General features: G+C 52.7%; 9 protein-coding genes and 1 other RNA gene. 7 read left to right on the top strand and 3 right to left on the bottom strand.

The annotated features are described in order from the left end of the window. Window positions 1–171: 171 nt before the first annotated feature. Window positions 172–2,088, top strand: coding sequence for a 2-isopropylmalate synthase (leuA, locus tag D2E26_RS06165; RefSeq protein ID WP_125963818.1), 1,917 nt, complete (start codon window positions 172–174; stop codon window positions 2,086–2,088). Window positions 2,089–2,220: 132 nt separating this feature from the next. On the opposite strand, the gene D2E26_RS06160 is transcribed toward leuA, so the two are convergent. Beyond that, a complete protein-coding gene (locus D2E26_RS06160) occupies window positions 2,221–4,587 on the bottom strand; it encodes a transglycosylase domain-containing protein (RefSeq protein ID WP_241218891.1) in 2,367 nt (788 codons plus the stop codon). 205 nt (window positions 4,588–4,792) lie between these two features. On the opposite strand from D2E26_RS06160, the gene D2E26_RS06155 reads away from it, so the two are divergent. The 6 genes from D2E26_RS06155 (at window position 4,793) to D2E26_RS06130 (ending at window position 12,542) form a co-directional block, all read left to right on the top strand. Next, window positions 4,793–5,935 (top strand): inositol-3-phosphate synthase, encoded by a 1,143-nt coding sequence (locus tag D2E26_RS06155; protein ID WP_125963817.1) that lies wholly within the window; start codon window positions 4,793–4,795, stop codon window positions 5,933–5,935. A 137-nt stretch (window positions 5,936–6,072) separates the two neighbouring features. Then, window positions 6,073–6,169: signal recognition particle sRNA small type (gene ffs / locus D2E26_RS06150), an RNA gene on the top strand. Window positions 6,170–6,222: 53 nt separating this feature from the next. After that, window positions 6,223–7,545, top strand: a complete 1,323-nt coding sequence (locus D2E26_RS06145) for a phosphatase PAP2 family protein (protein ID WP_125963816.1) — start codon at window positions 6,223–6,225, stop codon at window positions 7,543–7,545. Window positions 7,546–7,678: 133 nt separating this feature from the next. Next, window positions 7,679–10,645 carry a type I DNA topoisomerase gene (gene topA / locus D2E26_RS06140; RefSeq protein ID WP_125963815.1) on the top strand — a complete coding sequence of 989 codons (2,967 nt, stop codon included), beginning with the start codon at window positions 7,679–7,681 and terminating at the stop codon, window positions 10,643–10,645. An 88-nt stretch (window positions 10,646–10,733) separates the two neighbouring features. Further along, on the top strand, window positions 10,734–11,351 hold the full coding sequence (gene tmk, locus D2E26_RS06135) for a dTMP kinase (RefSeq protein ID WP_125963814.1): 618 nt from the start codon (window positions 10,734–10,736) through the stop codon (window positions 11,349–11,351). Between the two features lie 39 nt (window positions 11,352–11,390). Next, the gene (locus D2E26_RS06130) at window positions 11,391–12,542 is read left to right on the top strand and encodes a DNA polymerase III subunit delta' (RefSeq protein WP_125963813.1); all 1,152 of its coding nucleotides are present in this window, start codon (window positions 11,391–11,393) and stop codon (window positions 12,540–12,542) included. A gap of 92 nt (window positions 12,543–12,634) precedes the next feature. Here D2E26_RS06130 and D2E26_RS06125 read toward each other — a convergent pair whose 3' ends face one another. Together D2E26_RS06125 and D2E26_RS06120 are read right to left on the bottom strand one after the other, a co-directional pair. Further along, window positions 12,635–13,831: a LacI family DNA-binding transcriptional regulator gene (locus tag D2E26_RS06125; RefSeq protein WP_125963812.1), complete on the bottom strand. Its 1,197-nt coding sequence runs from the start codon at window positions 13,829–13,831 to the stop codon at window positions 12,635–12,637. A 393-nt stretch (window positions 13,832–14,224) separates the two neighbouring features. Next, window positions 14,225–14,491: an HPr family phosphocarrier protein gene (locus D2E26_RS06120; protein WP_125963811.1), complete on the bottom strand. Its 267-nt coding sequence runs from the start codon at window positions 14,489–14,491 to the stop codon at window positions 14,225–14,227. Between the last annotated feature and the right edge of the window lie 370 nt (window positions 14,492–14,861).

Below are 14,861 nucleotides of genomic sequence, written 5' to 3'. Positions count from 1 at the left end.
TTGTTTGAGATTTAGGTTTCATTTAGCCTGAATCCGGCGTCTTATACTCCTCTTTGCACCCCCTTTGCATAAAATGCCCAGATTTTGTGCAAAGTTTTGAAACATATTCCCACTTTCCCCCCGTTTCGCGGTAGAGTTTCGTATCAAAGTGAGCTGATGCAAGGAGGAGAGATGGTCCAGGATCAATCGTCAGTGTTTGATCTTGCTGCAGTTGCCGCGGCATCCAACGGGGGAAATAACGATCCGCTACTACCTCCAGCTCGTTATATTGGATGCCCTCAAAAACCAAGTTCTATGCCATTTGCCAAGTATGTGGCATATCACAAGCAAGTGCCGTTTGAATACACACAACGCACTTGGCCAAATCATAAGCTTCGTCGAGCTCCACGGTGGTGCTCGGTAGATCTTCGCGATGGCAATCAGGCCCTCGTGAATCCAATGGATGCAGAGCGTAAGCTGCGCTTCTGGAATTTGCTCATCAAAATGGGCTTCAAAGAAATTGAGGTTGGCTTCCCAAGCGCTTCTGAAACGGACTACGACTTCATTCGTATTCTGATTGAGCGCGAGCTGATTCCAGATGATGTCACGATTGTTGTGCTGACACAGGCTCGTGAGCATCTGATTCGTAAAACCTATGAGTGCCTGCGCGGTGCGAAGCGCGCCGTAGTGCACTTCTACAACTCCGTTTCTGTGCTGCAGCGCGAGGTGGTGTTCCGCAAGGACCGCGACGGCATTAAGCGCCTCGCCACCGATGCTGCCAATCTGTGCAAGCAGCTGGAAGCTGAGACTTCGGGCATTGATCTGTATTACGAGTATTCGCCAGAGTCGTTCACGGGCACTGAGCCTGAGTACGCACTCGAAGTGTGCAATGCCGTTATTGATGTTATTCAGCCAACGCCAGATCACCCAATGATCATTAATCTGCCGGCCACAGTTGAGATGACTACACCAAATGTGTTCGCCGATCAGGTGGAATTCATTTCGCGTAATCTCGACAACCGCGAATCGGTGGTACTGTCGCTGCACCCTCACAACGATGAGGGTATGGGCGTTGCTGCTGCTGAGCTGGGCCTGCTGGCTGGCGCCGACCGTATTGAGGGCTGCCTGCTGGGCAACGGTGAGCGCACGGGCAACGTCGATCTGATTACGCTGGCGCTCAATATGCTGACGCAGGGTATTGATCCGCAGCTCGAAATCGACGATATGCCAATGATTCGTAAGACGGTTGAGTACTGCAACCAGATCCGCATTTCTGAGCGCCATCCATACGCCGGTAACTTCGTGTTTACGGCGTTCTCTGGTTCGCATCAGGACGCTATTAAGAAGGGTCTTGAGGCTCGCGAATTTGCGGCTGAGCAGCAGGGTTCGAAGCTTGAAGAGTTCGTCTGGCTCGTGCCATATCTGCCAATTGATCCAAAGGATATTGGCCGCTCGTATGAGGCTATTATCCGCGTCAATTCGCAGTCGGGTAAGGGCGGCATGGCTTACCTGCTCAAGGCCAATCATCATCTTGATCTGCCAAAGAGCCTGCAGATTGAGTTCGATAAGGTTGTACAGGCTCATGCTGATAAAACGAAGCGTGAGGTTACTGCCGACGAGATCTGGAGCCTGTTCAAGGACGAGTATCTACCTGTTTGCAAGCGTGGTGCTACCGAAATCGACGGTGCCACCAACAAGGATTACGATTCCTCGCTCGAGCAGTGGGGTCGTCTGAAGCTGCTCAACGTCATGATTACGTCGGGTGAAGATGGTTCCGATACGGTGCTTAAGGCCCGTGTGCTGGACCGCGGCGCGGAGGCTTGCACGTCAGGTGCCAAGGCTGTTGAACGCACGATTGAAGGCCACGGAAACGGCCCGATTGCCGCCTTCCTCAACGCCATCAACACGTTCGGTATTGTCGCTACAGTGCAGGATTACGCCGAGCACACGATGTCCGTGGGCTCCGACGCCTACGCCGCTTCGTATGTGAAGTGCGAAATCGGTGAGCACGCTGAGCGTCGCACGCTGTGGGGCGTTGGTATTGACTCGTCGATGATTACGAGTTCGCTGAAGGCTATTATTTCGGCTGTGAACCGTTACGAACGCTGAGCTCGAGTCAAGTTCACTGATATACAAAGAAACCCCGGCACGGTTGGTGTCGGGGTTTCTTTTTGTTGTTCTGTTGCTTTGGCAACGGTGTTGCTGAACAGTTTTTATTTATTTCTGTCCAGCAACAAATCGCTACTTTTGCTCAGAATCGGTTTGTCCCTTTTCTTGTTGCGATGAAGGGGACTGCGTCGGCGTTGGTGTAGTCGGCGTATCCGTTGGTGTCGGTTGTGTTGGTGAAGGTGGGTTCACTGGCTCAACCGGCTGCTGAGGCGACTGCGAAGGGGAGTTCTGAGGAGAAGTGGACTCGGTAGAAGGCGATTCCTTCTTATCCTTGTCTTCTTCCTTCTGCTCTGGCTGGTTCTGCTGGTTGCCCTTCTGGTTGCCACCCTGATACTGGCCCATGATGCCCCACTTGCCGTCAGGGCCACCAATCTTGCCGTTATCAATAGGCGTATTGAACTGTTCCACAGGCATGTTGGCCACGGCGGTCGACATGAACTCCTTGAACAGATGTGCTGGGTAACCAGTCGAACCAACGCCGAAGCCAGCGAATTCAGGCACAACCTGGTTGCTGCCATCTGCGCCTGGGTTCCAAATAGCCCACACGTTCATCAACTGAGGCGTGTAACCAACGAAGCTTGCTGCAGTCTCATCATTAGCCGTACCAGACTTACCAGCAACCTGGCGGCCCAGTGCCTGACTAATACCAGCAGCAGTACCGTTCGTAGTTGTACCGAGCATAGCGTGCTGCGTCAGAGCACAATCGTTCTCGTCGAACACCTTGGTGCTCTGCACGTTAGGACGGTACATATCCTTGCCATCCTTCGTAACCTTCGACACCACGTGCAGCTTCGTCTTCATGCCGTTTGCAGCAATCGTCGAGTGGCCCTGAGCCAGATCCCACACAGTAATCGAGTTAATACCAAGAATGTTATAGAGCGTATTTGGATCAATCTTGCTCTTAATACCAGCATCGGCAACGATCTTGGCATAGCGTTCAGGCGTCAGGTTCTGGTTGACGTTCATGAACACCGTGTTGACCGAGTTAGCTGTTGCTTGGTTCAGATTGATATTGCCATAGCTGACATTCAATGCGTTAGGCACTTCGGCGTACACACCTGGCGTCGTTTCAAAGCGCACAGGCGAATTACCGTTGAACAGCGTTGCGAAGCTGACATCGCTCTGAGCTGCACCAATTAAGCCGAATGGCTTCATCGTGGAGCCAGGCTGGAATGTAGCCTGCGTTGCGTTATTCAGGGCCTTCTGCAAGTAGTCATGGCCGCCATACATAGCGCGCACTTCGCCAGTCTTTTGATCAACGGCAATACCGCCAATCTGAATGGAATCTGGCATACCTTCAGGTCGGGCGTCACCGACTTCAGTCATGCGCGACTGCATGTCTTTATCGAGCGTCGTAATAATCGAGTAGCCGCCGGTTTCGAGCTCTTCCTTAGTAAATGCCTTCGAGTCAAGCAACTCTTTTTGCACAGTGGAGAGCAAGTAGCCATTCTGGCCCGCAAACATATTGTTTTGCGATTCCGGAACTACTTCTGGGAACTTGGCATCCGCGGCCTGCTGCTTCGTAATATAACCGTCTTCAGTCATAATGCGAATCACGCGGTCGAAGCGTTCCTTGGCCTTATCTGGGTTGACGCCAGGGTTCCACGAGCTAGGTGCTGGAATAATGCCAGCAATCGTGGCAGCCTCAGGAAGCGTCAGATCCTTCGCATCCTTACCGAAATATGCCTGTGCAGCGGCCTGAATGCCGTATGCGCCACGACCAAGGTAGATCGTGTTCATGTAGTTGCACAGAATTTCGTCTTTGTTCTGCGAATTGTTGATCTTCAGTGCAAGCACAGCCTCTTTAGCCTTGCCTGCATAAGACGTTGTTTCGCCAAGATAATAACGCTCAGCATATTGCTGGGTGATGGTAGAACCACCCTGACGTGCACCACCAGACAGGTTGTTAATTAATGCACGCGTGATGCCGATTGGGTCAATACCCTTGTTCGTGTAGAACGAACGGTCCTCCGAAGCCACAATTGCCTTGCCCACATAATCTGGGAGCACCGAGCAATCAATGATTTCACGGTTCTGATCAGCGTACGAGCCAATCTTCGTGGTGCCATCAGAGTAATAAACCGTCGTTTTCTCAGCCAACGCAATTTTGTCTGGCTGAGGGATAGAGGTGGTGGCGTACAGGTATGCGAAAACAGCAAGACCTGCCACCAGCAGTGCGCCAATAATGCCTACAGGAATCTTCCACCACAAGCCCTTGCGCTTGCGGTTCGTATCCTTCGAATGCTGATTTGGTGCTTTGCGTCGTGGACCAGAATTCTGTGGTCGCTGCGACGATGTTCGAGCCGAGTTCGCCGAGCGCGTTGAACGGCTCGAGGCATTGCTCGAAGTCGAACGAGAGGAAGCACTACGTGCTGAACGAGCAGAACGTGGTGAATTCGAATTGGCGCTGGAACTCGCTTTGCGTGTCTGTGAAGCCATACTCTCCAAGGTAATCGTTTGGGCTGAAAAACGCGAAGATAATAATGCTCAAGTTCAAAAATCTTCACTATTCAAGCCCCCTTGAGAAGTTTCTTGCACTGCAAATACTCGGCGTTTGTGGCAGTGGCGCTTGTATGCTAGGGGTTTGGAAACCTCCGTAAGGTCGACCGTTACAAGAGACACTTTTTTAAAGGAGCCGTAAGAGATGAGCATTCGCGTGGCTATCGCCGGCGTGGGCAACTGCGCTTCGTCCCTCGTTCAGGGCGTGGAATACTACAAGGACACCAAGGATGATGAGAAGATCCCTGGTCTGATGCACAACAACTTCGGAGGCTACCGCGTTAGCGATATTGAGTTCGTTACTGCTTTCGATGTTGATTCGGAGAAGGTCGGCAAGGATCTGTCCGAGGCAATTTTCGCTTCGCAGAACAACACGATTAAGTTCTCCGACGTTCCAAATCTGGGCGTTGAAGTGCTGCGTGGTCCTACGTTCGATGGTCTGGGTGAGTACTACCGCCAGATGATCACCGAGTCCGAAGTTGAGCCAGTGGATGTGGCTCAGGTGCTTAAGGATAAGAACATTGACGTTCTTATTTCTTACCTGCCAGTGGGCTCCGAAGAAGCAGATAAGGCTTATGCACAGGCTGCTATGGATGCTGGCTGCGCATTCGTGAACTGCCTGCCTGTGTTCATTGCTTCTGACCCAGTGTGGGCTCAGAAGTTCCGCGACGCTGGCGTTCCAATCGTTGGTGACGATATCAAGTCCCAGGTTGGCGCAACGATCACGCACCGCGTGCTGGCTCGCCTGTTCGAGGACCGTGGCGTGCGTCTTGATCGTACGTACCAGCTCAACGTCGGCGGCAACATGGACTTCATGAACATGCTGCAGCGCTCCCGTCTCGAGTCCAAGAAGATCTCGAAGACGCGTGCAGTCACGTCGATCGTTCCTCACGATATGGATCCATACAACGTCCACATCGGTCCTTCCGATTACGTTGCTTGGCTCGACGATCGTAAGTTCGCATTCGTGCGTCTCGAAGGCACGACGTTCGGTGACGTCCCTCTGAACCTTGAGTACAAGCTCGAGGTGTGGGATTCGCCAAACTCGGCTGGCATCGTCATCGACGCTCTGCGTGCAGCAAAGATCGCTCTTGACCGCGGTCTCGCTGGCCCAGTGCTCGCTCCATCGTCGTACTTCATGAAGTCTCCTGCAGTTCAGCACGAGGACAACGAGGCACGCCAGCTCGTTGAAGAGTTCATCGCCGGTAAGGTTGAGGGTGATGAGGCTCAGCTCGACGCCGACGTTGCTGCAGCAAAGGCCGCAGGTAAGGACGTCTGGAAGGCTTGAGTTTATTAGAGTTCTGTGATTTCTGCCGCACAGCGGCTGCACACTGAACTTGCCTACCTTTGTGAGTGGGGCGCATCCTATTTTTGGGTGTGCCCCATTTCGCTACTGGTCATCAGTCGCAGGGTAGTGTACACTTATGAATGCCTTCACGTGGCAATATGTCGCCCAATCCCCCCAGGACGGGAACGTAGCAAGGGTAAGCGGCCTCTGTTGGGTGCGTGAAGGTTTTTCTATATCTTCAGGCAGTTATCAGACGCGCACAAGTAAGTGGCGTAAAGTCAAGAAGTATGACGCAACTGCATAACGAGTCTTCACCATTAGAGACACCAAGGCCGCAAGAATCGGCACAGTCTCAAGCACCAACACAATCGGCACAGCCGCAAGAGGAACCGGTACGCCGTACGCTGCATTGGCAGCCAATGCCAGCAAAGCATGATGCTGATCAGGCATCGGATGCCGCTTCGCAATCGGATCGTTTATCGTTCGGCGCAGTAGCAAATGACGATGATCACGATTCGTTCTGGAGTGCTGCTTCTCATGAGCCGCCAACGCCAGTAGCGAATCGAGCATCGGCAACTCTGCCGCAATCCTCTTCGCACGCATGGCAAACTCCTGCAGACGCCGTTGATGTGCAGCAGGATGATGACGATGATTTGACTATTCATGCGGATCAGGGCTTAGCACAGCTGGATCCACTGACAGTGCGACCACGTCGTTCCAGCATTGCACTGTGCGTTATTTTCGCCGTTATTGCATTAGCGCTTGGTGCTTTTGCATTCTGGTGGTCCGTACTTACGGTGCAAGGCCAAGTTTTCGAAGATGGCGTAGTCAGGAATTACGCATCGGCTTTGCCAATGTTCCTGACGGCCTCAGCCAATTGGCCGTTAGCTAATGAAACGATTGTTGCTGCAATTGCTGGTGTGCTCACGCTTATTGCCTTAATTGTGGCAGGTGTGCGCCGTCGCTGGCGTTTAATGATTCAGCTTGCTATTTATTGCGCAGTTTGCACAGCTGCTATTCATTTCTTAAAGCCACTGCTGCCGCGTCCTCTGCTGATTCATGTGGAATCGAATTCGGCGAACTCAGCGCCTTCAGGCAACATGATGCTGGCCATTGCCTCGTCGATTGTGCTGATTTGCGCTGTACCTCATGCATGGCGTGCACTGTGTGCTGTTGTTGGCCTTATTTTCTCGTCAAGCGTTGGTTTAACCGTTATTGTGAACCAATGGCATCGTCCAGTTGACGTTGTGCTTTCTACGCTGATTGCACTTGGTTTGGCCATGATTATGTTGGCCTTCACGGGTCACTCGGGCATGGATACACCAGGCACGCGCGTGTCGTCGCCAAGCATTCAAATTGTGAGCTCCGTATTTATTACGGGTGGTTTATGTGCAATTATCTATGGCCTCTATGTATTAGTGCAGTTGCAACCAGGCCTTGATATTGGTTCCGCATGGACGATTTCTGGCTCTATTAACGCAACAACAGCATGTGTTTTCGGTTGCACGGCATTAGCGTGTGGACTCGTTTTGGCTATGCGTCAAATAACTGCCTCACCATTAACTCGCGTTGGTCTGCTCGGAGCTCCGCCAGCTCCTCCAATGCAGTAAGAAATGATCTCGCCGTACTCACGTAATCGGCGGAATTGCGAATGGCGTGTGTATTATGACGAGCAAAGGCATAATCACACGCCATTAATTATGTAAGATATGGCACGATTTGCATACAGTACTGAGGAGCAATATGGCTACAGGCAGCAAGCTCGTTATCGTGGAGTCTCCCGCGAAGGCCAAGAAGATTGGTGGATATCTGGGTAACGGATACACCGTGCTCGCGTCAGTGGGACACATTCGAGACTTAGCCCAACCGAGCCAGGTGCCAGCTTCGCAGAAGCAGCGCTTTGGTAAATTTGGCGTCGATGTCAACGACGGATTCGCGCCATATTATGTGGTGGGCAATGATAAGAAGCGCACCGTTTCAGAACTGCGTTCGGCGCTGAAGAACGCTGACGAACTCTATCTGGCAACTGATGAGGATCGCGAAGGTGAAGCTATTGCATGGCACTTGGTACAAACGCTGAAGCCAAAGGTGCCAGTCAAGCGCATGGTGTTCCACGAGATCACACCAGAGGCTATTCGCGCATCGCTTGATAACACGCGTCAAGTCGATGATCATATGGTCGACGCTCAGGAGACGCGTCGTATTCTCGATCGTTTGTATGGCTACGAACTGTCGCCAGTGTTGTGGCGCAAGGTTGGCCCAGGTCTTTCGGCAGGCCGTGTGCAGTCCGTGGCTACGCGCCTGATTGTGGAGCGTGAACGCGAACGTATGGCATTCGTCCGCGCATCATATTGGGACGTTATTGCACAGCTCGTATCGAAGAGCGATGAAAACACGGCATTCGAAGCACGTATGGTGGCTTTGAATGGTCGTCGTTTGGCTGCTTCGAAGGACTTTGATGAAAGCGGCCAGCTGCGCGAAGCTTCGCGCAAGGACAATGTGCTGGCTATTGATGAGTCGATGGCCAATGATGTTGCTGAGTCGCTGAAGCAGGCTCAGTTCCGCGTTGCCAAGATGGAAACGAAGCCATACCGTAGGCGTCCTGCACCACCATTCACGACGTCCACGATGCAGCAGGCTGCTGGTAACCGTTTGGGTATGTCGAGCCGTGCTACGATGCGAGCCGCTCAAAGCCTGTACGAAAACGGTTACATTACGTATATGCGTACTGACTCAGTCACGCTTTCGCACGAAGCAATCGCTGCGGCGCGCGAATCGGTTACGCAGCACTTCGGAAATCAATATCTTTCTGAAAAGCCAAAGCAGTACGCAACGAAGACGGCGGGCGCTCAGGAAGCCCACGAATGTATTCGTCCTGCGGGCTCGCACTTCCGCTCCCCAGATGAGTTGGCAACAACGCTGCCAGCTGACCAGCTCAAGCTGTACACGCTGATCTGGCGCCGTACGCTGGCCTCGCAGATGGCTGACGCAACGGGTGAGACGGCAACTGTGCACCTGACGGCTGATGCCGGCACTCAGGGTGAGGCAGAATTCCAAGCCTCGGGCACGGTTATTGAGTTCCCTGGATTCCTGCGCGTTATGGGTGACCATGAGAAGCACGCTGCTGAGGGTAAGTCGAAGCAGAACGACGTTTCGCTGCCTCCAATGCAGCAGGGTGACGAACTGCACGCAACGGATGTGGCAGCTGATGGCCACGAAACGCAGCCTCCAGCACGCTACACCGAAGCAAGCTTGGTCAAGACGCTCGAAGCCAAGGAAATTGGCCGTCCTTCGACGTACGCCAGCATTATTTCGACGATTATTGATCGTGGCTACGTTTATGAACGCGGCCGTGCACTCGTGCCATCGTGGCTCGCATTTGCTGTTGTGAAGTTGCTCGAGACGAACTTCCCTAAGTATGTGGATTACGAATTCACTGCAGATATGGAACATGGTCTTGATGAAATTGCTCACGGCAAGGAAACGGGTCAGGATTGGCTGACGCATTTCTACTTCGGTTCGGGTAAGGGCACGGCTCAGTCGGCTGAAGACGCTCATATTGGCCTGCAGCAGCAGGTTGCACAGCTCGGCGATATTGATGCGCGTGAGATTAATACGATTGAAATCGGCGACGGTCTGCAGGTGCGCGTCGGCCGTTACGGCCCATATCTTGAGGATGTCAACACGAAGGATGCTGAAGGCAATCCTCGTCGCGCTACGCTGCCAGATACGCTGCTGCCAGACGAATTGACTGTGACTAAGGGCCGTGAGCTCATTGAGTCGAATGCTGGCGGTCCACGTGTGCTGGGCAAGGATCCAGCAACGGGCGGCACGGTTGAGGTGCGTAATGGTCGTTTCGGCCCATACGTTGCCTTGGTTGAAGAAGCTCCAGAGGGCACGGATGCGAAGAAGGCTCCACGTCCAAAGATGGCTTCGCTGTTTAAGTCGATGAGTCCAGAGACGTTGACGCTGGAGCAGGCTTTGCAGCTGCTGAGCTTGCCTCGTGAAGTTGGCACCTATGATGAGGTCAACGAGAAGACGGGTGAGACGCAGCAGGTTGTTATTACGGCCAGCAACGGTCGTTATGGCCCATATCTTTCGAAGAAGGGTGCTGACGGTAAGTCGGATACGCGTTCGCTTGAGAACGAGGATGCGATCTTTACCGTGACGCTTAAGCAGGCACAAGATCTGTTTGCTCAGCCAAAGTATGGCCGTGGCCGTCGTGCAGCAAAGCCACCTATTCGTGAGTTCGGCAATGACCCTGAATCGGGCAAGCCAGTCACGATTAAAGAGGGCTTCTACGGCATGTACATCACTGATGGCACAACGAACCGTACGTTGCCAAAGCAGTACGATGCGAAGACGATTAGCGAAGAGGATGCTTTCCGTCTGCTCGCTGAAAAGCGTGCACAGGGTCCTTCGAAGCGTCGTGGTCGCGGTCGTCGTGCTACAAGCAAGACGAAGTCGACTGCAAAGTCCACGAAGTCGAAGTCTACGAAGGCAAAGTCCACGAAGAAGTCGGCAAAGTCGAGCACTGATGCGGCACGCACGAAGCGCCGTAAGCAGGTGCGCGAGCTGGCTGATCAGGGCTGGGCAACGTCGCGTATTGCTAAGGAAATTGGTTCAACGCCTGCAACAGTCAAGGCTGATATTGAGTATTTGACTGCTAACGAAGGCTACGAACGCCCAGCAATTGTGCGAGCAAAGTAAGAGCGAAACGCCTTAATATTTATGAGTTCAGCAAGCACGCTATAGAGCTTTTTCCGGCCCTATAGCGTGCTTGCGATATGTTTAGTTCGTGTTTATTTCGTTTGAGGGCATTGATGGAGCTGGCAAGACTACGCAGGTAGCGATGCTTCAGCAGACTTTACAGGATCGTGGACGTGAAGTAGTTGTCACGCGTGAGCCTGGTGGTACTGCATTGGGCGTTGATTTGCGCAAGCTGCTGCTCGGTGGTGCTAGTGATGGCGCCGCCATCGATGCCCATGCCGAAGCATTGCTGTTCGCGGCTGATCGTGCGCAGCATGTGGCCCAACTCATACGCCCAGCTTTGGATCGCGGCGCAGTGGTGCTATGCGATCGATACATCGATTCGTCAGTGGCCTACCAAGGTGGCGGTCGCGAGCTAAGCGCAAAAGAAATCCGCGACCTGTCGATGTGGGCTACGGGCAACATGGTGCCAGACGTGACGTTTGTGCTCGATTTGCCAGCTGAGCAGTCGCATGCACGTTTAACTGGTCCTGAAGATCGTATGGAATCGGCAGGATTGGCCTTTGCACAGCGTACGCGCCAAGCATTTTTGGATATGGCTGCAGATGAGCCTGAGCGTTTTGTGGTGCTTGATGCTACATTGCCAGCAGATCAAGTTGCTCAGCTCGTACTTGAGCATTTGAATTCTCGCGCCGCTCGCAACTAACGTGGGACGTAGGGTAGAGGCTGCGCATAAGGAGGCAAGATGAGCGTTTGGGATGACATTGTTGGCCAAGAACCAGTGGTCAAGCAGCTGCGCACACTTGCCGAAGGTGACGAATCCGAGCTGGCACAGTCGTGGCTGATTTGCGGCCCTCCAGGATCGGGTCGTTCGAATATGGCTAAGGCTTTTGCAGCAGCGTTGGAAAGCCCTGACCATGGTCTGAGTGATGAGCCAACCAAAACAACGAAGCAAGTGTTGGCGGGTACGCATCCTGATGTGCGCATTGTGTCAACTGACAAGGTCACGATCGGTATTGATGAAGTGCGTGAGCTTGTGGCTACATGCGAGCAGATGCCAAGCACGGCTCCATGGCGCATCATCATTATTGAAGACGTGGATCGTATGCTCGAGCGTACAACGAACGTGCTGCTCAAGCAGATTGAGGAACCAAGTCCTCGCACCATTTGGCTGCTGTGCGCTCCAAGTGCGCAGGATGTGCTGCCAACTATTCGTTCGCGTACGCGCATTCTGAATCTGGGCGTGCCATCGAACGAAGCTGTGCAGAAGTTCCTTGAACGCAACGATGGTATTGATTCGCGTACTGCTGCACGTGCTGCACGCCTTGCTGAAGGCCATATTGGTGTAGCTCGTATGTATGCGCGCGATTCGCAGGTGCTTGCCGACCGTGACGAGCTTATTGTGGGTGTGCTGAACCTGCGTAAGGCTTCGCAGGCCGTGCTGCTTGCTGATTCGCTCAATGCTTCGGCTAAGGCTCAGGCTGAGAGTGCTGTTAATGAGCAGGCGAAAAAGGATCAGCTTGAATTCCGTCGCGTCAATGGTTTGAAGCCAGATGAGCGTATTCCAGCTGATTTGCGTGGTGCCTATAACGCTGTTGCTAAGAAGGCTGATCTCAAGCGCCGTGTGACGCGTTTAACGCGTGATGTGCTTGACCGTGCATTGAATTCGATTGCCAGCATTTATCGCGATGTGTCGGTGCTACAAAACGATGCCGAGGATTCCGTCGGTTTGGTCAATTTGGAGAACCGTACGGCCATTGCCGAGCTCTCGGTGCAGCTTGATCGCGAAGGCGCTGTGCAGCGCATGGATGCCATTGCCACGGCTCGTCGTCGACTAGCAGGAAACGGCAATGCACTGCTCGTATTCGAAGCTCTGTTCTGCGCTTTGATTGCGTAAATGTACCGTTACGTAGCCAGACGGTTACGTAGTGAGATTGACTTACCACCGGCTGATTGGCGTCCAACGTTCAACCAGCCGGTTTTCTCTAATCAGCCGACCTGCTCGTTCCTCCAAGTGCGGTCGCCCGCCCTTCTCAGGCTTGTCATCTGCACCGACAGCGTTGGTGGCAGTGAAATATGTGCTGAGTAATCAGGACCGTTGCCAATAAGACGCAGCGATTCGGCAACAATACGACCAAATGGTGCTTCCAAACCAGTTATGGACTTGTGATGCGAGAATCCGCTCGTCACCACGCACACATCATTTGGCACATGCAGACCCATAGCTGTTAATGCTGTAATAGCGCCACAAGCCGTGCGCTCGTTATAGCAAATAATCGCATCTGGATGATCGTTAATCACCACACGGTTCGCCAGAATAGGCAGTCCTGAAGCACCGTTCTTCGTTGACATATTGTCAAACGCAGTGTGACCAGCCGTAAAACCTTCTGCCGCGTTCACAACGCCTGGTGCAATGCCTGCCGAGCTCGTAATGCCATCAGCCGTGTCATCAGAAGGCTCAGTAAACATTTCCACAACCGTATAGAAGCCAGCGCTCATTGTTGGCTCGCAAATGGTGTGCCACCTAGTCTCGGTCTCAATGCTGTACGACCTCAGTTGCGTATGCAGCATAGACAGCTGTTCAGCGGCCTCAAACGACATCTGCTTATCCATTAACGTGGCCACACTGCGGACGCCCTGCGCCGACAAATGCACAATAAGCTCTTCCATACCGAGCACAGGATCAATAGACACGAGCGACGTGCCAACAGCATGATGACGTCCGCCAATTTGCACGACTGGCAAACGGTGAGGATGATGCGCTGCCATAGAGCCCACATTCGCGCCCTCAGCAGGAACAATGATCATGCCGTCCACATTGCGGTCAAGCAATGATTCAAAACGCGCGTTCTGCAACGCATGATTTGAACCAACACCAACAAACAATTGGTAGCCGCGATCATCAGCAGCTTCTTCCAGTGCATTAATGAGCTGTCCACAGAATGGCCTCGACGCGCTCGGCACAATGAGGCCCAGCGTTTTCGTATCGGCGCCACGTAAAGCACTTGCAGAACGGTTTACTGAGTAGTCCAGTTCGGCTGCTGCATCACGCACACGACGTGCGATATCGTCTTCTTTCGTTCGCTTGCCAGAAAGAACGCGTGAAACAGTTGCAATAGAAACTCGGGCTAGGGCCGCCACGTCATTAATCGACGCAGGAGTATGTGCGTTGCGTTGCGAAGCCATAAGGCTCCTTTCGTCGGGTGCAAAGCAGAAGCGTTGCGTACTACTTGTGTTAATTAGCTTTTTGATTGCTGTGGCTGCGGCATATAGGTAATGTTTGCCGCATTCGTACGGTTACTGCTGAGGCGGTTCCTAGAAAACTTCTCTCTTCTTTTTCTCTGTCGCGTCTACGGTCGTTCCATACCAATCGGTTACCGATTCGTTCACTGTAATCGTTACTAGTCTAATTGCACAACGTACGCGCCGTTGCATGTGTGCAATATGTGGGAAATGCTTTTCTCCAAACGGTTACGCTACCTTGCATAACCGTTAAGAGAGAAAACTGCATGTGAGCACTTCATTAAACCCACATGCAGTTTTTCTAACGTCTCTTGTTGTTAACTGAAATTCGTGCAATCAGTTAGCTGCGACGAGCGTGTTGACGAGGTTGTCAGCAACCTCTTCAGCGTTGTCGCCGTCAACGGTGATCGTCACGGAATCGCCGTTCTTCACACCAAGACCCATGATCGAAAGGATCGAGTTAGCTGCCACAGCAGCGCCGTCGCCCTTTGCAATCGTCACGGTGCAACCGGAACCTGCCACTGCAGTAGCGAACTGTGCTGCTGGACGTGCGTGAATGCCGACTGGATCGTTAATAGTGATAGTGCGCGTTGCGGTTGCCATGTTTTCTCCTTAGCTCATACCCGGCTTTTGCGGGGGTGCATCGCCGGTGTTGCATAAGACTACATTTTTGACCGCACTTAGCCTAGAGATAAGTGCAATCGAGTGTTTTTACAGCGTTTATAGGCTCCTGCCTGAGCGTAATAACGCGTGTTGCAGAGCCCATTTGCTCACTGCTTTTGCTAGTATAGCAGAAATAGTCGTCCTAGAAAACGTTTAACGATATAGATCACAAAGGTTTTCTGGTGCCTTTTGGCATGCCTGAAAACTGGTGATTTTCTGCGTTGAAGGCGATAACTGAGCACTACTACGTCACGCGGGCAGAGTTTATGTTCTGCGCTTACGACAGCACGTAAACAATGTGTCGATGACG

Origin of the sequence: Bifidobacterium dolichotidis, from assembly GCF_003951975.1 — a bacterium.
Classification (GTDB): Bacteria; Actinomycetota; Actinomycetes; order Actinomycetales; family Bifidobacteriaceae; genus Bifidobacterium; species Bifidobacterium dolichotidis.
The sequence above is the reverse complement of the archived record's forward strand: the minus strand, read 5'-3'. Positions and strand labels throughout refer to the sequence as shown.